This is a genomic window from Acidovorax sp. FW305-C-20-28 (genome assembly GCF_058783375.1).
On the sequence record NZ_JBYSYM010000029.1, the window covers coordinates 33,375 to 56,756 of the forward strand.

General features: G+C 67.9%; 22 protein-coding genes. 14 read left to right on the forward strand and 8 right to left on the reverse strand.

The genetic code is table 11. The features are described from left to right. Window positions 1-46: 46 nt before the first annotated feature. The gene (locus AC3WOH_RS26955; RefSeq protein ID WP_492232389.1) at window positions 47-523 is read right to left on the reverse strand and encodes an Lrp/AsnC family transcriptional regulator; all 477 of its coding nucleotides are present in this window, start codon (window positions 521-523) and stop codon (window positions 47-49) included. Between the two features lie 88 nt (window positions 524-611). Here AC3WOH_RS26955 and AC3WOH_RS26960 point away from each other — a divergent pair, with 88 nt between their 5' ends. After that, window positions 612-2,720, forward strand: a complete 2,109-nt coding sequence (locus tag AC3WOH_RS26960; RefSeq protein ID WP_492232390.1) for an aminotransferase class V-fold PLP-dependent enzyme — start codon at window positions 612-614, stop codon at window positions 2,718-2,720. A gap of 192 nt (window positions 2,721-2,912) precedes the next feature. Further along, window positions 2,913-3,635 (forward strand): glutamine amidotransferase, encoded by a 723-nt coding sequence (locus tag AC3WOH_RS26965; RefSeq protein WP_492232391.1) that lies wholly within the window; start codon window positions 2,913-2,915, stop codon window positions 3,633-3,635. Between the two features lie 21 nt (window positions 3,636-3,656). Here the strand turns inward: AC3WOH_RS26965 and AC3WOH_RS26970 are convergent, their stop codons facing one another. From AC3WOH_RS26970 to AC3WOH_RS26980, 3 genes are all read right to left on the reverse strand, one after another. Beyond that, window positions 3,657-3,806, reverse strand: coding sequence for a hypothetical protein (locus AC3WOH_RS26970; protein ID WP_492232392.1), 150 nt, complete (start codon window positions 3,804-3,806; stop codon window positions 3,657-3,659). 108 nt (window positions 3,807-3,914) lie between these two features. Continuing rightward, a complete protein-coding gene (locus AC3WOH_RS26975) occupies window positions 3,915-4,676 on the reverse strand; it encodes a sensor histidine kinase (protein ID WP_492232431.1) in 762 nt (253 codons plus the stop codon). A 133-nt stretch (window positions 4,677-4,809) separates the two neighbouring features. Beyond that, window positions 4,810-5,478 (reverse strand): LuxR C-terminal-related transcriptional regulator, encoded by a 669-nt coding sequence (locus tag AC3WOH_RS26980; RefSeq protein WP_492232432.1) that lies wholly within the window; start codon window positions 5,476-5,478, stop codon window positions 4,810-4,812. A 601-nt stretch (window positions 5,479-6,079) separates the two neighbouring features. Here AC3WOH_RS26980 and AC3WOH_RS26985 point away from each other — a divergent pair. From AC3WOH_RS26985 to AC3WOH_RS27000, 4 genes are all read left to right on the forward strand, one after another. Continuing rightward, window positions 6,080-6,550, forward strand: a complete 471-nt coding sequence (locus tag AC3WOH_RS26985) for a hypothetical protein (RefSeq protein ID WP_492232393.1) — start codon at window positions 6,080-6,082, stop codon at window positions 6,548-6,550. Window positions 6,551-6,703: 153 nt separating this feature from the next. Further along, the gene (locus AC3WOH_RS26990; protein ID WP_492232394.1) at window positions 6,704-7,132 is read left to right on the forward strand and encodes a hypothetical protein; all 429 of its coding nucleotides are present in this window, start codon (window positions 6,704-6,706) and stop codon (window positions 7,130-7,132) included. 153 nt (window positions 7,133-7,285) lie between these two features. Next, entirely contained in the window at window positions 7,286-8,959 is a 1,674-nt protein-coding gene (locus AC3WOH_RS26995) for a DUF4384 domain-containing protein (RefSeq protein ID WP_492232433.1), read from the forward strand. A 22-nt stretch (window positions 8,960-8,981) separates the two neighbouring features. Then, a complete protein-coding gene (locus AC3WOH_RS27000) occupies window positions 8,982-10,244 on the forward strand; it encodes an SEL1-like repeat protein (RefSeq protein ID WP_492232395.1) in 1,263 nt (420 codons plus the stop codon). A gap of 85 nt (window positions 10,245-10,329) precedes the next feature. Here AC3WOH_RS27000 and AC3WOH_RS27005 read toward each other — a convergent pair whose 3' ends face one another. Beyond that, window positions 10,330-10,932 (reverse strand): Csu type fimbrial protein, encoded by a 603-nt coding sequence (locus AC3WOH_RS27005; RefSeq protein WP_492232434.1) that lies wholly within the window; start codon window positions 10,930-10,932, stop codon window positions 10,330-10,332. A 254-nt stretch (window positions 10,933-11,186) separates the two neighbouring features. On the opposite strand from AC3WOH_RS27005, the gene norR reads away from it, so the two are divergent. After that, window positions 11,187-12,761 carry a nitric oxide reductase transcriptional regulator NorR gene (gene norR, locus AC3WOH_RS27010; RefSeq protein ID WP_492232396.1) on the forward strand — a complete coding sequence of 525 codons (1,575 nt, stop codon included), beginning with the start codon at window positions 11,187-11,189 and terminating at the stop codon, window positions 12,759-12,761. A gap of 7 nt (window positions 12,762-12,768) precedes the next feature. Here the strand turns inward: norR and hmpA are convergent, their stop codons facing one another. Continuing rightward, window positions 12,769-13,959, reverse strand: coding sequence for an NO-inducible flavohemoprotein (gene hmpA / locus AC3WOH_RS27015; protein WP_492232397.1), 1,191 nt, complete (start codon window positions 13,957-13,959; stop codon window positions 12,769-12,771). Between the two features lie 222 nt (window positions 13,960-14,181). Here hmpA and AC3WOH_RS27020 point away from each other — a divergent pair, with 222 nt between their 5' ends. Then, window positions 14,182-14,976 (forward strand): aminoglycoside adenylyltransferase family protein, encoded by a 795-nt coding sequence (locus tag AC3WOH_RS27020; RefSeq protein ID WP_492232398.1) that lies wholly within the window; start codon window positions 14,182-14,184, stop codon window positions 14,974-14,976. On the opposite strand, the gene AC3WOH_RS27025 is transcribed toward AC3WOH_RS27020, so the two are convergent. Then, a complete protein-coding gene (locus AC3WOH_RS27025) occupies window positions 14,967-15,875 on the reverse strand; it encodes a LysR family transcriptional regulator (RefSeq protein WP_492232399.1) in 909 nt (302 codons plus the stop codon). The two genes, AC3WOH_RS27020 and AC3WOH_RS27025, sit on opposite strands and share 10 nt — an antisense overlap. A gap of 162 nt (window positions 15,876-16,037) precedes the next feature. On the opposite strand from AC3WOH_RS27025, the gene AC3WOH_RS27030 reads away from it, so the two are divergent. The 6 genes from AC3WOH_RS27030 to AC3WOH_RS27055 all read left to right on the forward strand — a co-directional run bounded on the left by AC3WOH_RS27030 (window position 16,038) and on the right by AC3WOH_RS27055 (window position 21,923). After that, a complete protein-coding gene (locus tag AC3WOH_RS27030) occupies window positions 16,038-16,472 on the forward strand; it encodes a (R)-mandelonitrile lyase (protein ID WP_492232435.1) in 435 nt (144 codons plus the stop codon). Window positions 16,473-16,515: 43 nt separating this feature from the next. Further along, window positions 16,516-17,202 (forward strand): carboxymuconolactone decarboxylase family protein, encoded by a 687-nt coding sequence (locus tag AC3WOH_RS27035; RefSeq protein ID WP_492232436.1) that lies wholly within the window; start codon window positions 16,516-16,518, stop codon window positions 17,200-17,202. Window positions 17,203-17,338: 136 nt separating this feature from the next. Continuing rightward, window positions 17,339-18,400 carry an NAD(P)-dependent alcohol dehydrogenase gene (locus AC3WOH_RS27040; protein ID WP_492232400.1) on the forward strand — a complete coding sequence of 354 codons (1,062 nt, stop codon included), beginning with the start codon at window positions 17,339-17,341 and terminating at the stop codon, window positions 18,398-18,400. 100 nt (window positions 18,401-18,500) lie between these two features. Continuing rightward, window positions 18,501-19,394: a LysR family transcriptional regulator gene (locus AC3WOH_RS27045; protein WP_492232401.1), complete on the forward strand. Its 894-nt coding sequence runs from the start codon at window positions 18,501-18,503 to the stop codon at window positions 19,392-19,394. A gap of 1,313 nt (window positions 19,395-20,707) precedes the next feature. Next, window positions 20,708-21,277, forward strand: coding sequence for a hypothetical protein (locus tag AC3WOH_RS27050; protein WP_492232402.1), 570 nt, complete (start codon window positions 20,708-20,710; stop codon window positions 21,275-21,277). A gap of 25 nt (window positions 21,278-21,302) precedes the next feature. Continuing rightward, window positions 21,303-21,923, forward strand: a complete 621-nt coding sequence (locus AC3WOH_RS27055) for a DUF8467 domain-containing protein (RefSeq protein WP_492232403.1) — start codon at window positions 21,303-21,305, stop codon at window positions 21,921-21,923. Window positions 21,924-21,942: 19 nt separating this feature from the next. Here the strand turns inward: AC3WOH_RS27055 and AC3WOH_RS27060 are convergent, their stop codons facing one another. Next, a complete protein-coding gene (locus AC3WOH_RS27060) occupies window positions 21,943-23,328 on the reverse strand; it encodes a hypothetical protein (protein WP_492232404.1) in 1,386 nt (461 codons plus the stop codon). Window positions 23,329-23,382: the final 54 nt, after the last annotated feature.

A 23,382-nucleotide genomic window follows, 5' to 3' on the forward strand; every position in this document is an offset into this window, starting at 1 on the left:
TTTTTGTTTTGCCCGTCCCTACAGCAGTTGGGTATCGGCGAGCGTCCTATTCGACATAGGACAGCGGCAGCGCCGTCGTGAACTTCAGCTCTTCCATCGCAAAGCTGGACGACACATCGAACAGCTGGGTACCGGCGATCAGGCGCTTGTACACCTTGCCATAGGCAGCAATGTCGGGCACCACGACGCGCAGCAGGTAGTCCACGTCACCGCTCATGCGGTAGAACTCCACCACTTCGGGAATGGCCTGGACCGTGGCGCGAAAGTGCTCGAACCACTCCTCGGTGTGCGTGCTCGTGCGCACCGACACGAACACCGTGACCCCTACGTTCACCTTGGCTGCGTCGACCAGGGCGACATGGCGGGTGATCACCCCCATCTCCTTGAGGCGCTGGACGCGCCGCCAGCAGGGGGTGGCCGAGAGGCCCACGCGGGCCGCCATGTCCGCGATGGGGGTCTCGGCATCGATCTGGAGAATCTCTATCAATTTGCAATCAATAGAATCCAATTTTACTTTTGCCATGATTTTGGGATTTTTATTCCAATTTTACGGCTGATCCCTGGAAAGATTGCAAGTCCTTGCTGTGGTGACCCGTCGAGAATTGGGCGCCATGGAAGAAATCTATCTCGACGCCAACGCCACGACACCGGTACTCCCTCAAGCGCGCCAGGCGGCCATGGCGGTGATGGGCGACGCCTTTGGCAACCCCAGCAGCATCCATGGCAGTGGCCTGAAGGCGCGGGCGCTCATGGAGCAGGTGCGCGACCGCGCCCGCCGCTTGCTGGGTGCGGCCGGTGGCCAACTGTGTTTCACCAGTGGCGCCACCGAAGGCATACAGACCGCCGTGCTGTCGGCCCTGACCGAACTGCGCCGCCGGCGCGATGCCGGCGAAACCCAACAACCCCTGCTGCTGCTCTATGGGGCCACCGAGCACAAGGCGGTGCCGGAGGCACTCCGGCACTGGAATGACCTGCTGGGCCTGCACTGGCCGGTTCGCGCCATTCCGGTGGACCACCAGGGGCGGCACGACCTGGCCTGGCTGCGCCAGCAGGCGCCGCAGGCCGGGCTGGTGTGCACGATGGCAGCCAACAACGAGACGGGTGTGGTCAGTGACCTCGACGGCATCCACGCGGCGCTGGCGGACAGCAGCGCGCTGTGGCTGGTCGACAGCGTGCAGGCCCTGGGCAAATTGCCGCTGCATCTGGCCGAGCGCCGCATCGACTACGCGCCCTTTTCCGGGCACAAGCTCTATGCGCCCAAGGGCATCGGCATGCTGTACGTGCGCGAGGGCGCACCCTTCACCCCGCTGATGACCGGGGGCGGGCAGGAAGGCGCGCTGCGCGCCGGCACCGAGAACATCGCAGGCATTGCCGCACTGGGCGAGGTGCTGCAGGCCCTGGAAGCAGGAGACACCTTCGCGAACCAGGAGACGCTGCTGGCGCACCGCGAGCGCCTGGCGCGGGCGTTGACCGACGCCTTCCCCGGGCTGGTGTTCAATGCCCCGCCATCGCTGTGCCTGCCGACGACGCTGAACTTTGCCGTGCCCGGCCTCGCTTCCAGGCTGCTGCTGGACCTGTTCGATGCCGCTGGCCTGCGTGTCAGCGGTGGCTCGGCCTGCAGTGCGGCCAAGGCCCAGCCCAGCTACGTGCTGGAGGCCATGAACCTGCCCGCCTGGCAGAGTTCGGCAGCGGTGCGCCTGTCCTTCGGCGCGGCCGACTCTTCCGAACTCATCGAGCGTGCCTGTGCGCGCATCCGGGCCTGCGGCGAGTCGCTGCGCGCCCATGGTCTGACGGCCCGTGCCCCCGCCGGCAACACCACGCCGACCGGTTTGGTGACCCGCTTCGTGGTTGATGGCGCCTGCTGCTACCTGGTGGCCGATGCGGCCCGCCGGCACTGCGTGCTCATCGATCCCCTGCCCGCACATAGCGAACAGATCACGCAGTGGCAGCGCCGCCACCACCACACCCTGGTTGCCGTGCTGGCAACCACCCACCGCACCGAACATGCCGCAACGGTGGCCACCCTGAGCGCCGCCTTCCCGGAGTCCATGCAGGCCTTGGGTCCCGCCGAACCCCTGGGGTGGCCGCAGGGCGCGCAGCAAATCGAGATGGGTCAGCACCGCATCACGCGGCTGGCTCCCCCGGGGGGCAGCACCGATACAGGCGCCTATGTCCTGCACGCGCCTGACCAAGGCCAACTGGCCTTTGTGGGCGCCTCCGCCATGGCAGGCGTGGGCTCCATGCACTGGCTGACCCTGGCCTTGGCACCCCATGCGCTACTGTTGCCCGGCCACGACGACGCACAGCACTTCGCCTGGACCCTGGGCCAACCATCGCGCCCTAAGGCGCTGCATGCCGAGCCGGAGGCCCTGACCCTGTCCCGCGATCGCTTGCACCTGCAGTTCTCGACGTCCCCGGCCCCGCTGCTGGTCGATGTGCGCGAGCCCTACGAGCACGCGCTGGGCGGCAGACCCGACCTGGGGCAAGGCGTCCACCCGAACAATGTGCAGTCGGTGCCCCTGGGCAGCCTGCTCAATGCCCTGCCCGCCTGGCTGAAGCTGGAGGCCGGTACGCCCGTGCTGTTCTACTGCCGCAGCGGCAACCGCAGCGCGCAGGCGGCACGTGCATTGCGCCGCCTGGGCCATGCCAACGCCTGGAGCCTGGAGGGCGGCCTGGCGCTCTGGGCGGCACAGGCAACACCAGCGACCCTGGCCCGCTGAACGGGACGCAAGGACCAGGGCGCCCATTCCACCGGACTGCGCGCCCCGATTTGCGCATGGGCTTTCTGGACGTGGCTCGCAGATAAAATCGTTCATGCATCCAGGTTCCTGCGACCACGGTCTCCGCCAGTGGCAGGAACCCCAGGCGCCCTCTGAGGGCGCTTTTTTCTGGATACCCCTGCCGCTGCACCCATGACCGCAAGCCCCGATTCAAGCCCACTTCGCAAACCCATTCTCATCGTTGCCGCCGGCAAGACCTTCGCCGACATCCGTGAGGCCCAGGGCGATTTCGACGACTGGATTGCCGCCGGCCTGGGCAATGCACTGCCCCTGCAGCGCATCGATGCGCAGCAGAAGGCGGCCGGCCTTCCCGATCCGTCCGAGCTGTCGGCCGTGGTGGTCAGTGGCTCGCATGCCATGGTGTCGCACTGCGAGCCCTGGAGCGAGCAATTGGCGCTGTGGATGCGCCGCTGTGTCGAGGCGCAGGTGCCGGTGCTGGGCATCTGCTACGGGCACCAGTTGCTGGCGCATGCCTTCGGCGGGCAGGTGGACGACCTGCCGGGCGGGCCGGAGGTGGGCACACACACCGTGCGGCTGATGGCCGAGGCAGGGCAGGATGCATTGCTCGCCGGGCTGCCGGACCAGTTCCCCGCGCAGCTCGTGCACTACCAGTCGGTGCTGCGCCTGCCGGGGGGCGCCGTGCTGCTGGCGCGCAGCGACATGGAGCCCCACCAGGCATTCCGGGTGGGCGGCTGCGGCTGGGGCGTGCAGTTCCACCCGGAATTTTCGGCGCAGGCGATGCAGGCGTATGTGGACTATGTCGACGAGGCGCGGGGGGCCCATGTCAGCGCAACACCTGGCGCGGGCAGCGTGCTCAGCCGGTTCGCGGCGATGGTGGCGGCGGCGCGCAACTGAGCGCTGTTTTCTGTGGTGCGCCTACCAGGGCACCATGATGGCGATCAGCAGAAAACCCACCACGACGGCGATGATGGCGACCGTGCGGCCGGTGGCAGACCGGTTGCGGCCCGAAGAGTGGGGCACCGGGCCAGAGGAAGAAGAGGATGAAGACGAGGTGGGCTGGGACATGGTGGACTCTTGAAGCAAAGGGGATGTTCCAACCTTAGCCCCGGCATTGCACGGGGGGCGTAAGACAAAGCTGAGTCTGGTTGCCGCTGGTGGACGCGTGCTGCGGACTCAGGCCGCGCTGGTACCAGGCACGACAACCCATACACAGGTGCCGCCCCCAGCGGCAGGTGCCACCCGCAGCAGGCCACCAACCTTTCCCACACGTTCCTGCATGCCGGGCAGCCCTGCCCCTACCGTTTGGCGTCCCGCTGCCTGGCTAGCGTGTAGTCCGCGGCCGTTGTCGCTCACCTGCAGGCACCATGAACGGGCTTCCGGGAGGTAGCGCACACTCACCAGCACTTGGCTGGCCCTGGAATGCTGCAATACATTGCTGAGGGCTTCCTGGACGATGGCGATGAGCTGCGCGGTAACCTGCGGGCGGATGGGGGTGGTGCCTTCGGGTATCTGTACGTCCCACTGCATTTCGATACCACGCTGTTCGAGCACACGCTGCATGCGGTGCCTCAGCCGCGCCAGACGATCAGCGAAAAGTTCCCCCGCACCATCCATGGAGTCCACGATCAGGCGCAGGTCCAGCATGCACTGTTCGAGAACGGAGAGCACATCATGGTCCAGCGCGGGCCGTGAATCGAGGAGCGCCATGGCGACTACCAGCTGAGATCCAAGCTTGTCATGCAGGTCCCTGGCGATGCGCTTGCGCTCCGCACTCACTTCAGCGCTGGGACGAAAGCCCAGCCGTGGACGCCACTGCAGCGCACGCGGCAATTGCATGACCAGCAGGGCCCCCAACGCGAGCGAGAAAGCAAGCACCGCCAGCATCAACCACCCCCTTGCAGGCAGGCTGGTCGACCAGCTCTGCTGAAAGAGCACAACGTTCAACCCAAGCTGCAGGAGCCATATGCCGATGCAAGTGACAGCAACCCACGGCGGACGGGTACGAAACACAGCTCGGCTCCGCTGGATCGGATGCAATGTGCGCTGCCCGAGATGGCGCAAGCGCGTTCTAGAACAAGCCCCTGAGCGACGCGAACCGCACGGCCTGGGCCCGGGTGCGCACCTGCAGTTTGCGGTAGATGTTGCGCAGATGGGTGTTCACCGTCATGCCGCTGATCAGCAGGCGAGAACCCACTTCGGTGCTCGTGTAACCGCTGGCCACCATGCGCAGAATTTCCTTTTCGCGCACGGACAGCCGGTCGGCCTCATCTGGCTCACGGCGCTTGGATTGCGCGGAGTTTGTCCGGTCAAACCGCTGCAGCAGCCGACGCGCCAGATTCGGGGTGATGGATGCTCCTCCATTGGCCACTTGGAGCACTGCCTGCGAGTAGTTGCCAAACCAGGAGTTCTTGCCGATATAACCAGTGGCCCCCAGTTCGAAGGCACGCATCACCTGGTCGTCATTCTCCATGACGGAGACAACGACCACCTGTGCAGAAGGGCGCACCGGCTTGATGAACTCCAGCAACTCGAACGCGTCGCCATCGCCCAGATTCAGATCGACGAGGAGTACGTCGAATTCATGCAGCTTGATAGCCTTGCGGCCCTCGCGGACGCTACCTGCCTGGGCAATCAGCAGGGTGCGCGGATCGGCCATCAACTGCTGCGCAATGACAAACCGGATATGTGGGTCGTCGTCCACCAGCAGCACCCGCACGGGACTCGCCTCCTGGCCCATGAGGAATGCAGGCCACACAGAAGGAGGATTGTTATAGCTTGAAAACTGGCCCGGGGGTTCCACGCAAACAGCGGCTCCGTTTGCAGCTAGAACCGGCTTTGCAAGCGCATCGGCTTGCCAGTTGTCATTCATTTGTGATTCTCCTCGGTGACCTGACTCGCATTGACGAAGGTCCCATCTGCACAGTCAAGGCCACCTAGTGTCCTGTGCGTTGTGTCACGTATGTTCACATCAGCATATGCATGCATCGGTGCGGTACCCAACACAGTGCAACAAAATACTTCCACAAATTCAATTTAATTCAATAGTTACTATAGTTTCAATTTGTTACTACCTATTTTTATTGAGTCTTCAGATGTAACCACAGCGCGCAAGTCCACGCTAGGCATGGGCGCAGGAGAAAACAAGCCCTGCAGTGCTCCCTCGTATGCGGTAGCCAAAGCAACGTATTAGCAAGGGGGGCGGCCCGGAACACACTGAAACCAGACAGCGCAGACCGGCTACCGCACCATCGGGCAGCCCGCCCGGTACGCACTGTCCAACCCTGCAGCGCAGATCTCCTGTGACGCAGCCAGTGTCGACACCTACCGAAAGATATGTCATGAAAACCCTTGCTTTCTTCGCTCTCAGTTTCATCGCCTCCACCGCCATGGCCACCGGCCCTGTGTCTTCAACTCCGGACATCACCATCAGCGGCAACTCCACCCAGACGGCTTCGCTGACCTCGATGGCCGTGCATAACAACTCGACGGGCTCCAAGAGCGAGGCCTTCCAGAACATGGCCACCAACACGGGCAACGTCACCATTGGCGGCAATTCCACCCAGACCGTCACCGGCCGCGGCGGCAGCGTGACCAACACGGCAAGCGGAAGCGAAGCCTATGCAAGCCAGAACCTCTCGACCAATTTGGGTGAAGTCACCATCAGCGGCAACTCGCGCCAGACCACCACGCTCGTGAATGCGACGCTCACCAATCTGTCCAGCGGCAGCAACAGCAAGGCCGTGCAGAACATCGCCACGAACAACGCCTGCTTCACCTGCCAGCCTACTCGCAGCGGCAGCAACTACTGATTTCACGGGACCTGGCAGCGAATGCAGCTGACAGGTCCTTGGCAAACCGGAGACGGGAGATCCACCGATGCCCGGATTTCGCTACCGGGGCGCGCACGGGCATGGCTGTGGCCAGCAGTTCACGCCCCCAGCCCCCACTCCAGGAGATGTTCCATGACCACACGTTTGCATGCGCACCGCGCAGCACTGGTGCTTACCATCGCATCCGCCGCGGGATCGGCGTGGCCGCAGGTTCCCGGTGAAGACCCTGTCGTTCTCTCCAAGAAGCTCATCGTGCAGATGCAGCCCACCGGCCCGGTTTCGCCTTCCATCGGCCTGGACAACAACGGTGCCACGCCTTCATGGCTGCGGGCACGCATCGCGCGTTACGAAGCCAAGGCATTCTCCCAGGACACAACAGGCGTGCTGACCAACAACGACGTCGTCACCACGGCCACCGCGCAGGGCATGCAAAAGACCTGCGTTCAGGAGGTGGGCAGCAACACACTATCCAGCAGTACGACCGGCGCGGCCCGCTATGGCCCCAACCAGGGCCCCCAAGTGGTGGTGCTGCGCGGTGATCTCGTCAATATCTGCAAGTGAATGGTTGGCTGCGGTGCCAGCGACAGGAAGAAGAACATGCCGTCCAACCTACCGAGCGTCGCAGCACAGGCCCATTGCGTTCGCCACGATGGTACACAGAGCGCGCTGTGCGCGCTGCTGGTGCTGACGCTGCTGGCAGGCTGCGCCGTGCCCATGGATCCGCGCAAGGACCGCGATTTTCTGAGCTATGCGTCAGTGGCAGACAGGCCTGCCGTGCGCCCTACGCGCTCGCTGTCGAGCTTTTCCGATTCGCTCCTCTGCATGGACCACATGCTGCGCGACGCGCAAATGCCCACCACCTTGATCACGAGCAAGCAGATACCGGATTACTCCGCGCGGGTGGCCGTCGCGACCAAGGACATGGTGATCACCGCTCTCTCGCAGATGTCGCGGCTGAGCAATGCATTTCGCTTCGTGGACTACGAGGTGGACATCGCGCGCCAGGACACAGTGCAGAACCTCACCACCATCCTGCTCAACAACAACCAGATGCAATTGCAGCGGCCCGCGTTGTACCTGTCGGGCGCCATCGCCTTCGTGGACCAGAACGTCATCAACAACCGTGCCGATGCCGGGGTCTCCGGGCCACGCCTGGACTTCGGGTACAGCCAAAGCCGCAACGCCACCATCATCGCCCTGGAGATGCATCTGGGTGACTTTCGCACCCGCACGCTGATACCCGGACTCGACTCCGCCAACGAGGTCATCGTGGGAACGGGCGGACAAGGCATTGACCTGGCGGGGCGCATTGGCACCTATGGCGTGCAATTCAACGTGGGGCGCGACTACACGCAGGGCTCCGGCAGCGCAGTGCGCACACTGGTGGACCTGGCCACCATCGAGCTCATCGGCAAGTGGGCCCGCGTGCCCTACTGGCAATGCCTGACGCTGGAGCAAAACCACCCCGACTTCCAGCGGCAACTGCGCGATTGGTTCGACGAGGGCGCACCCTCGGTGCGCATTCAGCTCATCGCACGCTCCCTGACAAGCCAGGGCTACTTGCCGCCGGGGTCCGAGCCGCTCGCCGGCGACGGCGCAGCGCTGCGCGCCGCGCTGGCACGTTTTCAAGCAGACAACGGTATGGTGGTCACGGGAGTGGTGGACTTTCCCACCTACGAACGCGCACTGCGCAACTTCGTGCGCCTGTCCGCCGACGGCACGCTGGCGCGCATCGGCTGGGACAGCATGCATGCAGGGCCCGTGGCGGTAAGCGAGGCGCGCGCGCCCACGGCGGGCCTGGGCCGGGCCGCAGCGCCACCCGTCGATGCCTCGTCGGTGATGGCGCCCGCCCCCATTGCCGCGCCGACATATGGCGGACCGCCCCCCGCCCGCACCATCGACCTGCAAATCGAGAACGTGCTGCTGGAGCGAACGGCCTTCGAGGTGGGCGAGCAGATCTTCCTGTCCGCCACAGTATCGCGCGCCTCCTACCTGCAGTGCTACCTGGCAGATGCCACGGGCACCATCATCCGCCTTCTGCCCAACAAGGCCAACAGCACCGGTTGGGTGACCGCAAGCCAGGCCATCCGCATTCCCGACTGGATGAGCCCCAACCCCGGTTTCATCATGGACGCCGCCAGCCCAGGCACAGAGGGAGTGGCCTGCTTCGCCACCGACGAGGACAGCACCGCCCACCTGCCAGAAGACCTGCGCGGCCCGCCCCTGAAGCCCTTGAAGAATTACAAGACGCTTGAAAAACTCAACGAGGCCTTCGCCGACGCGTGGGGCGCAGAGGGGTATACCGGCAACGCGGTGTACTGGAGGGTCATTCCCCGCATGGCCGCACCTGTCGCCGGAGCTCCGGCAGCCCCTTCCCCGCGCAAGTAGAGCGCCTGCCCAGGATCTCCCGATGGCCTCAACGCTTTCCCTGAGTGCCCTGCTCGCCCCCTTGCAACGGCGTGGCACAAGCCATGTGCAGCCCATGAACAGGCCCTGGTCAGTTCGAGGTGCCGCGGCCAGTGCCTTGGCATGGTGGCTTGTCCTGGTTCCCGCAGCCATCGTGCAGGCATCCGTGCGCGCACTTCCAGCGCCACAGGCAGAACCTATCGAGCGGGCGTTGCTGAACCCCGCATCACCCTATGTGCCAGGCCCCGACAGCCCGGCCCTGGAGAAGAGATTGCAAATACTGCGCACCATCGCACAGCGAGAGGTTCTGCCGCCCCGCAGACAGCAGCTTCCCAGGTTGCGCAAACCGACCGCCGATCCGAACCCGCCCGATGCGGCCTGGCTACTGGGCCTGCTGGCGTTGCACGGCCTGGCCATGCCGGCAGACCCCGCACAGGCACAGCACTGGTTCGAGCGTGCACAACTGCTGGGCCACCCTCTGGCGCCTGCAGGCATGGCTTGGTGCCAGATCAGCGGCTGCGTTGCCAGCCCCAACCCCGCCACGGCAATGCACTGGATTGCCCTGCTGCGCCGCGCCGAACCAGGGCTGGCCAAGTACCTGGAGTGGCACGCTGCCAAGGTCCTGGCGCCACTGGCCGAACCCACAGCACCAGGCCCCGCACTGCGCGAACCCAGCGCGGCGGCGAGGCGCACACCGCGCCCATCGCCACCCACTGGGTTGACGACGTTGCTTGCAGAGGCCGGACGGGCCGGCAATTCCCAGGCACAGAACGAACTGGGGCTGGAATACCTTGCATCGGGCAACCTGGAGCAGGCACTTGTGCAGTTCCAGGCCGCCGCCGCCCGTTCGGAGACCGCATCCGCCAACGCCAACCTGCTGGCAAGCCGCATGGACAGCAGCACGAAAGCGCGCTCGCGTATGCCGCGCAACAGCACCGGGGATGGATACCAGGACGCGCGCCGCTACCACCTGGGTGATGGCGTGCCGGCCAACTACACCGAAGCCATTCGTCTGTACCAGATCGCAGCGGCGCGTGGCGATCCACGGTCGCGCAGGATGCTGGAGCTGATCTTCTCCCGTCCGACACCCGGCGGCGCAATCGACATTACGTGGATGCAGCAACTGGCCAACATCGGCATGGCCACCGAAGTACGCCAGGGCGCCATCACTCCCGTGGGGCCGTCAGGCTGGCAGCGCGATCCCAGCCCCCTGTACGCACTGGTGCCAGATGAATGGCACATTCCATACCGAGCCACGGTCCGGTGATGCACTGTGGTCAACAGCCGTGCGCTGCGCCACCGAGTGGTGCCGGCTACGACCCGCCCCACCGCGTGCCTGCCCCATGGAGGGCTCAATAGGTGACCGTGACCTGCAGGGTGTCGGTGTACATGCCCGCGGGCAGGGCGACCGGGGTCGATTTGTTGATCTGGCCGTGGATGGGCAGCGAGAACGCTGCGCCGCTGGCCGGCACATTGATTCCGGTAACGGCCGAGCCGGCAGGATAGGGCTGGGTGTGCCCGGCATCGCGGTACAGCTCGTAGGGGATGTAGGCGGCGGTGCTGCCGTGGCGCATGGCGCGCGAGCCGGTGCCGATGCCCGTGCCCTGGCCTGCGTAGGCACCGGGGCCGACCTGGATGCTGATGCCCAGCACCTCGGGCGAGCAGACCAGTTGCGTAGGACCGGAGATGCCCTCGGCGCCCGAGGGCGTGGCGGTGACGGTGCCCGTGAACGTGCCAGGGCGGGTGCCGAAATCCAGGGTGCCGAAGTTCAGGCCCGCCGAGGCGCCCGAGCTGCCAGCGACCATGCAGCCGGCCGTGAGCTGCATCTGCGCCTGCAGGGTGCCGCTCAGCGTGCCCGCCGCCACCGGCCCGGCTGCCAGGCAGCCGGCCAGTGCTAGGCCTGTTGCCAGCCACCGTTGGCGGCCGGTCCATGGTTGTCGTTTGCCCGCGCGCATCGCGTTCACCTCAAAATATTCCCAGAAATCTTGCCTGCAGGGTGGATGGCTGCGGCCACCTTCGGCCACACCCTGTACCCCATCCCAAGCCCTCATGCACTGAACAACGGTGCCTGGAGCTCGACCTGCGCAAATCGTATCATTTTGTAAACAAAATATGTAGAGGGTTCTCCTCAGATGGCGGTCTGGTCGAGTTCCCGCACACCTCACCAGTCCAATCCGCCCGCGGGACAATGGCGGTACGTTTGCCCTCCATGACCCCCCAGACCCTGCTCACCGCGCTGCTCCCCCTGATGGCCGATCTGGCACAGGACCTGCCCGAGGCCGAGCGCCACCGGCGCCTGCTGGAAGCCCTGCGCGTGCTGCTGCCCTGCGACGCCACGGCCCTGCTGCGGCTCGACGGCGAATGGCTGGTGCCGCTGGCCGTCAACGGCCTGTCGCGCGACACCATGGGTCGGCGCTTTCTCGTGGCCGAGCATCCGCGCTTCGCCCAGTTGCTGGCCGCCCCCGGCCCGGTGCGCTTTGCCGCCGATGGCGGCCTGCCCGACCCCTTCGACGGGCTGGTGGAGGGCGTGCAGGGCCACCTGCCGGTGCACGACTGCATGGGTTGTGCGCTGCAGGTGGACGGCCGGCCCTGGGGCCTGGTCACCCTGGACGCGCTGGAGCTGGGCCGTTTCTCGCGCGTGGCACTGACCACGCTGCAGGCCTTTGCCAGCCTGGCGGCCGCCAGCGTGGCCGTGGCCACACGCATGCACGGCCTGGCCGCACAGGCAGAGGACGAGCGCCAGCGCGCCGACACCTATGCCACCCAGGCAGCCGTGGCACGCAGCGGCCCGCGCCAGCTCATCGGCCACGGTGCGGCGCACAAGCGCCTGCTCCAGGAGATCGCGCTGGCCGGCCCCACCGAGCTGTGCGTGCTGATCCAGGGCGAGACCGGCACCGGCAAGGAGCTGGTGGCCCAGGCGCTGCACGCTGCATCGCCACGTGCCAGGAAGCCCATGGTCAGCATCAACTGCGCGGCCCTGCCCGACAGCCTGGTGGAGAGCGAACTCTTCGGCCATGTGCGCGGCGCCTTCACGGGCGCGGTGGGCGAGCGGCGCGGCAAGTTCGAGCTGGCCGATGGCGGCACCCTGTTCCTGGACGAAGTGGCCGAGCTGCCCCTGCCCGTGCAGGCCAAGCTGCTGCGCGTGCTGCAAAGCGGCCAGCTGCAGCGCCTGGGCTCGGACCGCGAACACCGGGTGGATGTGCGCGTGATCGCCGCCACCAACCGCGACCTGGCGCGCGAGGTGCGCGAGGGCCGCATGCGCGCCGACTTCTACCACCGCCTGAGCGTGTACCCGCTGCAGGTGCCGCCGCTGCGCGAGCGCGGGCGCGATGTGCTGCCCATCGGCGGCTTTTTCCTGGAGGAGGCGCGCTCACGCATGGGCCTGGGCGGTGTGCGCCTGGACGCCGCCGCGCAGGCCGCGCTGCTGGCCTACGGATGGCCCGGCAATGTGCGCGAGCTGGAGCACCTGCTGGGCCGCAGCGTGGTCAAGGCACTGGGCCGGCATGCGCAGCGCCCGCGCATCCTCACCCTGTCGGCCGAGGACCTGGGCCTCGGCAACGTCGGCGCGGCCACGGCCGCCACTGCCCCCGCCGCAGAGCCCGCCGTGCCGGCCGGCCAGCTGGGCCTGCGCGATGCGGTGGACCAGCTGGAGCGGCGCATGGTGCTCGATGCGCTGGCGCAGCACGGCCAGCAATGGGCGCCCGCTGCACGGGCCTTGCGCGTCGACCCCGCCAACCTGGCGCGCATGGCCAGGCGCCTGGGCATAGCGCGGGTGCCCTCCTGAGCGCGCCTTATTCCAGCGCCGAAGCCGGCCCGAAGAACTCGAAGCGCGACTGCGCATCGGGCACGCCCCAGTCGCGCAGGCCGCGGCGCACCTGCTGCATGAAGGGCTTGGGCCCAAGGAAATAGGCGTCCACGTCGCGCGTGCCGCCGGGCAGCCAGCGCTGCAGCAGGTCGAGGCCGAGGCGGCCCACGGCGTGCGGCAGGCCGGGCGCGCCCTGGGTCACCTCGTCGTAGCAGTAGTAGCGCTGCAGCAGCCCCGGGTGGCGCGCGGCGGCCGCGTCGATGTGCTCGCGAAAGGCGTGCACCGCGCCGTTGCGCGCGCAGTGGATGAAGGTCACCGGCCGCTCGGCGGCCAGCGCCTGTTCCAGCAGGGCCAGCGTGGGCGTGATGCCCACGCCGCCGCTGATCAGCACCACCGGGCGCTCGCCCTCGGCCAGCACGAAGCCGCCCGACGGGGGCAGCAGCTGCAGGGTGTAGCCCTCGTGCACCGCGTCGTGCAGGTGGTTCGATGCCACGCCACCGGGCTCGCGCTTGACGCTGATGCGGTAGCTCTGCCCATTGGGCACGGCAGACAGCGAGTAGTTGCGACGGATGTCCTTGCCCTCAACCACCAGGCACAGACCGATGTACTGGCCCGGCGCAAAGTCCATGAGCGCGCCGCCATCGGCCGGCACCAGATGGAAGGAGGTGATCTCCGCGCTCTCGCGCACCTTGCGCTGCACCGTGAAGGCGCGCTGCCCGCGCCAGCCACCGGGTGCTGCGGCCTGCGCGTCGTAGCGTGCGCGCTCGGCCCCGATCAGGATGTTGGCCAGTTGCCCGTAGGCGGCCGTCCAGGCGTCCATCACCGCGTCGGTCGCAACCTCGGCGCCCAGCACGTCGCGGATGGCGCGCAGCAGGCAGCGGCCGACGATGGGGTAGTGCTCGGGCAGCACCTGCAGCGCCACATGCTTGTTCACGATCTGCGTGGCCAGCGGGCCCATGGCTTCCAGGCGATCGATGTGCTTGGCGTACATCAGCACCCCATTGGCCAGCGCGCGCGGCTGGTCACCCTTGGCCTGGTGGGTCTCGTTGAAGAAGGGCCGCACCTCGGGGTGTTCGGCCAGCAGCATCTTGTAGAAGTAGGTCGTGAGCGCCTCGCCCCCTTGTTCGAGCAGGGGCACGGTGGAGGAGACGATGGCGCGTTGGGAGTCGGTGAGCATTGCAGGGGGCACAGGGGTCGAGTGGATGAGGCCCTGATCATTGCAACAGCCATGCCGGTCCCCAGGGCCTTTGCAATCAATGACTTGCGTCAATACAACGTCATAACGACTTCTCTTGAAAGAAAGTCTTTTTGACAGCCAAAAGTCAAAACGACTTGCATCCGTGGACCGTGAATCCCCTGCAGGCCCTGGGATTTCCCGCACTGAATCTATGCTCGCGGCATGCAAGCCACCCCCGACATCGCCCACCAACTCACCCAGGTACGCAGCTTGCTGGCACAGCACCTGGGTGATGGCCTGCTCGCCATCCACCTCTACGGTTCTGCGGTGGACGGTAGCCTCCAGCCGCGCAGCGACATCGACCTCATGGTGACCGTGGCCGCGCCGCTGGCCGAAGCTGTGCGGCAGGCGCTGATGCGCGAGCTGCTGGCCCACTCGGCTCCGCCCGGTAACCCCGGCGCACTGCGGGCGCTGGAGGTCACGGTGCTCGCGCTCGGAGAGGTGCAGCCCTGGCGCTACCCAGCGCGGCGCGAGATGCAGTTTGGCGAATGGCTGCGCGAGGACATCGTGGCCGGCCGCTTCGAGCCCGCCATGGCAGACCCCGACCTGGCCATCCTGCTCACCAAGCTGCGGCAGCACAGCCTGTCATTGCTGGGGCCGCCCGCCGTGGAACTGTTCGCCCCGGTGCCCGCCCGCGACTTCCGGCAGGCGCTGGCCGACACCATCGCGCAGTGGAATGCGCCACCCGACTGGCAAGGCGAAGAGGCTCCCATCCTGCTGGCGCTGGCGCGCATCTGGTACAGCGCCAGCACTGGCGCGATCGCCTCGAAGCACGCAGCCGCCGCCTGGGCGGCCGAGCGCATGCCGGTGGAGCACGCCGCCACCCTGCAGCGCGCGGCGCAGGCCTACCTGGTTGGTGAGGACGATGGGCTCGCCGCCATGCCCGGCGCGGTGGCCGCCACCATCCACTGGTGCAAGCAGCGCATCGCGCCGCTGGTTGCATCGGCTCAGGACTGAGCCGGACCTTCGCGCCAGCGCAGCGCCTCGATCACCAGGGCCAGCGCGGGCGCGATCTGCCGCCGGTTGGCGTAGTACAGGTGGTAGGGCGAGAAGCTCGGCCACCAGTCCTGCAGCACCGGTACCAGCCGGCCCTGCTCGGCATGCGGCTGCACCAGCTCCAGGGGCACGTAGCAGAAGCCCAGGCCGTCAAGCGCGGCCTGCAGCATCAGCGGCGTGGTGTTGAACACGGTTTGCCCCTGCACGCGCACGGCCAGGCTCTGCCCATCTTTCTCGAAGTCCCAGGCATACAGGCCGCCGTGGGTGGGCAGGCGCAGGTTCACGCACTGGTGGCCGGTCAGGTCGTGCGGGGTGGCAGGCAGCGCCCTGCCTGCCAGGTAGGCCGGCGATGCGGCCACCGCCATGCGCAGCGGGGGACCGATGCGCACGGCTACCATGTCCTTGTCCACCCGGTCGCCCACGCGCACGCCGGCATCGAAGCGCTGCGAGGCGATGTCGGTGAAGGCGTAGTCCACGCTGAACTCGATGCGGATGTCGGGGTACTCCTTGAGCAGCGGGCGCAGGCGCGGCCAGAGCACGGTGGCGATGGCATGGTCGTGCGCGGTGATGCGCACGGTGCCCGCCGGCTTGTCGCGCAGGGCACTGAGCGCGCCCAGCTCGGCCTCGATCTCCTGCAGGCGCGGTGCCAGCGTGGCCAGCAGGCGGGCCCCGGCCTCGGTGGTGGAAACGCTGCGCGTGGTGCGGGTGAGCAGGCGCACGCCCAGGCGCGCCTCCAGCGCCAGCATGGCGTGGCTCAGGGCCGAGCGCGACAGGCCCAGCTGCGCCGCGGCCCGGGTGAAGCTGCGCTCGCGCGCCACCACGACAAAGGCCTGCAGGTCGTTGAGGTTTTCTCGGGACATTGGTGAACCCATTGCACAGGTGTGTGCCGATTTTCCCATCTTCTCAACCAAAGCAGCGCTGCCTACAGTTGCTGCACCACCCTGCTTCCTCCCCAATCTTCCATGCACACCACCCTCATGCAAACCGCCGTGGCACTGGCCGTGGCCCAGGCCGGCAGCGCCATGGCCGCGGACAGCACGGCTGCGGCAACCAGCGCCCAGCAGATCACGCGCGCAGGCACCCAGGCTTCGGCCGCGGGGCCCGAGACCTTCTTCACCGGCCGCGTGCGGGTCGATCCCGTCTGGCCCGCCGACAAAGGCATCAGCGCCTCGGGCGCCCACGTCACCTTCGAGCCCGGGGCCCGCTCCGCCTGGCACACGCACCCCGCAGGCCAGCGGCTGGTGGTGGTGTCGGGTGTGGGCCGCACCCAGCAGTGGGGCCAGCCGGTGCAGGAGATCCGCCCCGGCGACGTGGTCTGGTGCCCGCCAGGGGTCAAGCACTGGCATGGCGCCGCACCCGGCACCGCCATGACCCACCTGGCCGTGACCGGCACGGTGGATGGCAAGAACGTTGAATGGATGGAGAAAGTCAGCGATGAACAGTACAACGCACGTTGAACGCCGAACCGCCATGGCCGCTGGCCTGGTGGCGGCACTGTCGATGGCGGCGGCCCCGGCTTTGGCTGCGGATGCCCCACCCGCGGCAGACAGCCCCCTCACGCCGCGCCAGCAGGCCATCGTGCCCATTGCGGCGTTTGCGGCGGCGGGCGACATCGCGCGCCTGTCCACGGCACTGGGCCAGGGCCTGGATGCCGGGCTCACGGTGAGCGATGTGCGCGAGGTGCTGGTGCAGCTGTATGCCTACGCGGGCTTTCCACGCAGCCTGAACGCGCTGGGCGAGTTCATGAAGGTGCTGGAGGCACGCCGCCAGCGCGGCATCCAGGACGCGCCGGGCCGAGCCCCGGGCCGCCCCATCCCCCAGGGCGATGCCCTGCTGGCGGCCGGCACGGCCAACCAGACCCGCCTGTCGGGCGCGCCCGTCAAAGGCCCGCTGTTCGACTTCGCGCCCGCCATCGACACCTACCTCAAGACCCATTTGTTCGGCGACATCTTCGAGCGCGACAACCTGGATTGGCAGAGCCGGGAAATCGCCACGGTGGGCATGCTCTCGGCCCTGCCGGGGGCTGAATCGCAGCTGCAGTCGCACATGCGCATCAGCATGAACGTGGGCCTGGCGCCTGGCCAACTGCGGCAACTGGTGCAGGTGCTGGGCGAGCGCGTGGATGCCGCGCATGCGGCACGCGCCGACGCGGCACTGGCGCGGGCCCTGGCAGCGCGAACGGGCTAGAACCGCTGTTGCGTTTCATGAGCCGGGCTCATGAAGGCATGCGCGGCAGGGGGCCCTGAACGGCCCGCCAAGTCCTTACGATGGCTTGCCCAGGGCGCCACGCGCCCTTCGTTCAACACCACGCAAGACCCATCCCATGCAAACCATTGGCTATGCCGCCGACGGCGCGAGCGCGCCGCTCAAGCCCTATTCCTTCCAGCGCCGGGGCCTGCGCCCTGACGATGTGGCGATGGAGATCCTGTACAGCGGGGTCTGCCATTCCGACCTGCACCAGGCCCGCAACGACTGGAGTGAATGGGGCCCCACCCGCTACCCCGTGGTGCCGGGGCACGAGATCATCGGCCGCGTCACCGCGGTGGGCAGCGCCGTCACCCGCCACCGTGTGGGTGACGCAGTGGCCGTGGGCTGCATGGTCGATTCCTGCCTGGCCTGCGACCAGTGCCGGGCCGGCGAAGAGCAGTTCTGCCGCGAGGGCATGACGGCCACCTACAACGGCCGCGACCGCGTCACCGGCGACACCACCTACGGGGGCTATTCCAAGCACCTGGTGGTGCGCCAGGAGTTCGCGCTCTCGGTCCCCGATGGGCTGGACCTGGCCCGCGCCGCGCCGCTGCTGTGCGCGGGCATCACCACCTACTCGCCGCTACGCACCTGGGGCGTGGGCCCCGGCAGCCGCGTGGCCGTGGTGGGCCTGGGCGGGCTGGGGCACATGGCCGTCAAGCTGGCGGCCGGCCTGGGCGCGCAGGTCACGGTGATCAGCCGCAGCGCACGCAATGCCGCCGAAGCCAAGGCCCTGGGTGCGGAGAGCGTGCTGGTGTCCGGCGACAGCGCCGCAATGGCGGCCCAGGCCTCGGTGTTCGACCTCATCATCGACACCATCCCGGTGCAGCACGACGTGACACCCTACATGCACCTGCTGGACGTGGACGGCACCCTGGTGCTGGTGGGCCAGATCGGCGCGCTCGACCCCACGACCTCGGCCCCCATGGTGTTCGGGCGCCGGCGCATCGCGGGCTCGCCCATCGGCGGCATTGCGCAGACGCAGGAGATGCTCGATTTCTGTGGGCGCAAGAACATCCTGCCCGAGTGCGAAGTCATCCGCATGGACCAGATCAACGAGGCCTTCGAGCGCATGCAGCGCTCGGACGTGCGCTACCGCTTCGTGATCGACATGGCCTCGCTGTCCGTGCCCGCCTGAACCCGCCAGCTCCTGGGCCCTGCTTGGGGGCGGGTGTCCATCATGGGACTGGTGCCTCCGTCCCTTTACCATGGGGGCGGCCGTCGCCTATGGAACCCCGATGCGCGAAAACCTGCAGGACCTGTTCTACCTCACCGTGGTCGCCCGCGAGCGCAGCTTCACGCGCGCCGCGGCCCGGCTGGGGTTGTCGCAGTCGGCGCTGAGCCACGCCATCCGCGGGCTGGAAACGCGCATGGGCGTGCGCCTGCTGACGCGCACCACGCGCAGCGTGGCGCCTACCGAGGCGGGCGAGCGGCTGCTGCGCACCATCGCACCGCGCCTGGAGGAGATCGACGCCGAGGTGAAGGCCGTGGGTGAGCTGCGCGACAAGCCCGCGGGCACCATCCGCATCACCGCCATCGACTTCGCCATCGACCACTACATCTGGCCGCGGCTGGCCAAGATCCTGCCGCTGTACCCGGACCTCCGGGTGGAGCTCATCGTCGACTACGGGCTGAGCGACATCGTGGCCGACCGGTTCGACATCGGCGTGCGCCACGGCGACCAGGTGGCCATGGACATGGTGGCCGTGCGCATCAGCCCCGATGTGGAGATGTGCATCGTCGGCCACCCGGACTACCTGCGCGGGCGCCAATTGCCCAAGGTGCCGCGGGACCTGCTCTCGCACAACTGCATCACCTTGCGCCTGACCTCCAGCGGCGGCATCTACGCCTGGGAGCTGGAGAGGGGCAAGCGCAAGGTGCAGGCCCGCGTCGACGGGCGCACCACCTTCAACGGCGTCTACCAGATGGTCCACGCCGCCCTGCATGGCGCCGGGCTGGCCTTCGCCCCCAGGGAACTGGTGCAACCCCACCTGGAGAGTGGGCGCCTGGTGTCGGTGATGGAAGACTGGTGCCCCGTGTTCCCGGGCCTGCATGCCTACTACCCCAACCGGCGCGCCTCGTCGAAGGCGCTCAGCGTGGTGGTGGACGCGCTGCGCCTGCCCGGCCGCTGAGCATGCCGCCACCGTCCACAGCCGCCGTGGATGACCCTGTGGACAACACCGCGGGATACGGCGCAAAGCCAATGCGGGCGCGGGCTGCGACACGGTGCCTGCCATTTGAGCAATGCACCGAGCCAAGGGTGCAAGTGGCTCCGGGCGCGCACGCCGCGAGTCCACAGACAGCGTGGAATACCCTGTGGACAAGCACTTGGCATGTGGGCCGACACCAGCACTGGCGCGGCTTGCAACGCGGTGCCCGCGATTTCATCAGCCACGCGCGCACCAGCCCCCAGGATCCACCGCGCACTGCGCCTGCACCCTGCCCGACCGGGAAGGGCGTATAGTCCACAGCCGGCGTGGATGACCCTGTGGAAAACCCCGGGGCATATGGCCCAAACCCACAGCCCGCGCGGCCTGCAGCGCGGTGCCTGCGATTTCATCACCATGCCACACTCCTGTGCAATGCAGAGGCACGGCGCCACCACCGTGGGCCCAGGGCGTGTCATCACCCATTGCACTCCCGCGCTGGCCCCGGCATGCGGATGGATGCGCGAAGCGCGGCTTGCCCATGGTGGACCATGGGCAAGCCGTGCGACAAAGCAGACGCCGAGTGACGACATGCACCCAGTCCACAGCCACCGTGGAACACCCTGTGGAAAAGCCCTGGGCATGTGCGCCAAAGCCAATGCTGGCGCGGTCTGCAGCGCGATGCCCAAGATTTCATCAACCTGTCATGTCCGGTATTCCGCGAGTCCACAGCCACGGTGGAATACCCTGTGGACAATCGCTTGGCATGTGCGGCCAGGCCAATGCCGGCGCGGCTTGCGACGCAGTGCCTGCGATTTGCCCAACCCGGCAGCCCCGCCGCCTGCCGACGCTGCGCACATGCCCTGGCACATCCGTCGCACCTGTGCGCCGCGCCTGCGGGAGCGGGAGTCCACAGCCACCGTGGAAGACCCTGTGGACAAGCCCTTGGCATGTGCGCCAAAGCCAATGCCGGCGCGGCTTGCAACGCGGTGCCCGCAATTTGATCAGGTCTGCGGCGGCACCAGTTGCCGTGCCTGATCGACCCGGCGCTTGTGGGCAACGGCCGGGCATTGACGGCAGTAGGAAGCGTCCCCCCACGTGGATCCCGAACCCATCGCCTTTCTGCGCTCGTTGTAGCCCGTCCACAGCAGCGGTGGATGACCCTGTGGACAACACCTGTGCATCCGGGCCAAAGCCAGTCCTGGTGCGGGCTGCAGCACGGTGCCTGCGATTTCATCAGGCGAGCTCCCAGGCCGCACGCCCGAACTCGGGACTACACTGCCGGCTGGAGGTGTGCCATGGAATCACATTCGTCGCCTGGAGCCGGTGGAGGCTCTTTCCTGATGGGCACGGCCCGGACCGCGCTCGGGGTGTTCATCGGCGGCCTTGCGGCCCTGTTCGTGCACGATGCCCTCGTTGGCCAGCGCCCCCCGGCTCCGCCGCCAGCCATGGCACCGGCAGCGACGCCCCCACGGCCCGTGGGCGATGACAGCGGCAGCAGCACGCAGCAGACCCCGCCGCAGCCCGCAGTTGTCCAGGCGCCGCCGCCAGAGCCAGCGCCGCCAGCCGCGCCCCCTGTGCCGCCACCACCCGCACCGCCGCGGGCCGAGGCCCCAGCCCCTACGGCCCAGCCCCCGCAAGCCATGCAGGAGCCCCAGGGCCAGAAGCAGCAGGCCGACGACGACCTCAAGAAAGCCCAGGCCCTGGCCGCGCGGCTGGAGGCCGAGCGCCAGCAGCGCCGGGCCGACGCCTGGGCCCGCTACTTCCAGCCCAGCCCGGTGTGCCGTGCCGACCCGACCACGCGCCCCTGCGCCGACGCCCACCTGGCGGCGCGCAAGCGCTTCGACGCACAGTACGTGGACCGCTGACAGCACGCCGCGCACCGCCCCCGCCATGCCCATGAACAGCCAGTTGCGCTTTGTGATGCACCCGCAGGACGAGCGCGAATTCGCGGCCCAGGTCCTGGCTGATCCTGCGGTGTGCCTGATCGACGGACCGCGTTGGAAGACGGCCCAGCCAGAGACCTTCCGCACCCTCGACGCCATCCGCGGCAGCTACTGCATCCTCTGGTCGCGCGAAGACCGGCCCACGCTGCAGGCGCGCTACATCGCCCCCTGCGATGACTGGTACTGCGAGTCCGAAGGAGCGACCATCCAGTTCCTGCGTTCGGAGGCCGTTGCCGAGGGCGTGCTGACCGAAGGGCGCATCGCCGTGGGCACGCGCGATGCCAGCCCCGACGAAGCGCGGGGGGTGGAAAAACGCTACAAGACCCTGGGCCGCTTCATCCGCAAGCACTACACCAACGCGGTGGTGTGCTGGTGCAACCCCAGCCTGCCCTTCGGCCCGGCCGTGCCGGGGCGCTCAGCCAACCCCGGCACGCCCGACGCGCAGGTCTGGGTGGGCCCGCATGCACTGCAATGGCTGCGCGCGGACATGCAGCGGCGCAGTGTCAAGCCGTCCCGCAATGCGCTGGTGGAGGCGCGGCTGGCTGACAGCTTTTCCATGGCTGCCTGAACCGCCCTCCCCGATACCGTTACGGCCGCGTGCGCGCCGGCACGCGCGTTTCCAGCGCACCGGGCACATAGGTGGGCGCAAAGCTGCAGCCCGCGCCGAAACGCGCTTCCAGCGACGTGCAGCGCTGGGCCACGCTGGTCGGCGTGGGCTTGGTGCGGGTCTCGACCCAGTCGAGCAGCGAGGTCACCAGGGCCGGGTAGGTCGGGTCGCTGATGTAGCTGTGCGTGCCGGTGTTCACGAAGGTCTGCACCAGGCGGTCGCCGCTGCCGCCGCGGTCCATCACGGTCTTGAAGTGGGCATCGAGTTCGACGAAGGCCGTGGGGTCGCTGATCCACTTGGTGGTGAGCACCGGCACGGGGATGGTGCCCTTGGGGTCGGTGTCGTCGCCGAAGCGCTGCACGGCGACCGGGTCGGCGCGGTAGCGCAGCACGCCGGCGTTCAAGGCCGCGTCGTCGGCCGACCCGCTGTAGACCACGCCGGTGTTGCCGAAGGGGCTGGCGCCGCCGGTGCGCTTGGCCGTCACGTCCTGGAAGTGGTAGGTGCCCCAGCTCAGGTGGGCCGAGATGGCGCTGGCGGGGATCTTCACCACCTTCTCGATGGTCTCGACCTTGCGCTGCTGCTCGGGCGTGCGCTGGGCGGCGGTCTTGTCCAGGCCCAGGCATTCGTTGGCACGGGCGTTGAAGTCGTCGCGCGCCAGGGTCAAGCTGGCCGGCAGGCCGAGGTTGAGCGCATAGCTCGCTTCGGTGGGCCGCGGGTGGTTGTTGCACAGGTACTGGTAGACCACGCGCAGGTCCAGGCGGAAATCGTAGGAGCGCGTGCCACCGGCCAGCACGCCGCTGGTGAGCAGCACGGCGTCGTACGGCTGCGAGCCCACGGTCTGCGCCGTGAACATCTCGGCGGCCTTGGCCGCCACGCCCGCGCCCCACGACTGCCCGTGCAGCACGGTGCGCTTGGGGACCGCCACATGCTCGTTAAAGATGCGGCGCAGGCGCTCGGTGTCCTCGGCCGCTGCGCGCACTTCGACGCCGCCCTGGCGGAAGGTCGAGCCCGCCCAGGCATAGCCGGCCTTGACCATGATGGCCCAGCGCACCAGGTCTTCCTGAGCGCGTTCGGCCGTGGGGGCGGCCAGGTCGGGCCCGCCATGGGCGTGCAGGATCAGGTTGCCGCTCCAGTCCTTGGGCGTCGCGATGAGGTAGTAGGCGCCAGCCGAGTCGCGCCCGCCCAGGCAGGTGGCGGTGGTAGGCAGCTCGGCCGGGCAGGCCACGGCGACGGGCTTGGCCTCGGGCGGGTAGGAGGGGCCGTCGCTGCCGCCGCAGGCGGACAGCAGGCTGATGGCCGACAGGGTGGACAGGACGGACAGGGTCGACGAAGCGACCGGGCTGCGCGAGCCGGTGGTGGAACGCATGGATGTGTCTCCGGTTGTTGTTGTGGCAAAAGCGTGCTCCTCTGCGCGATGCAC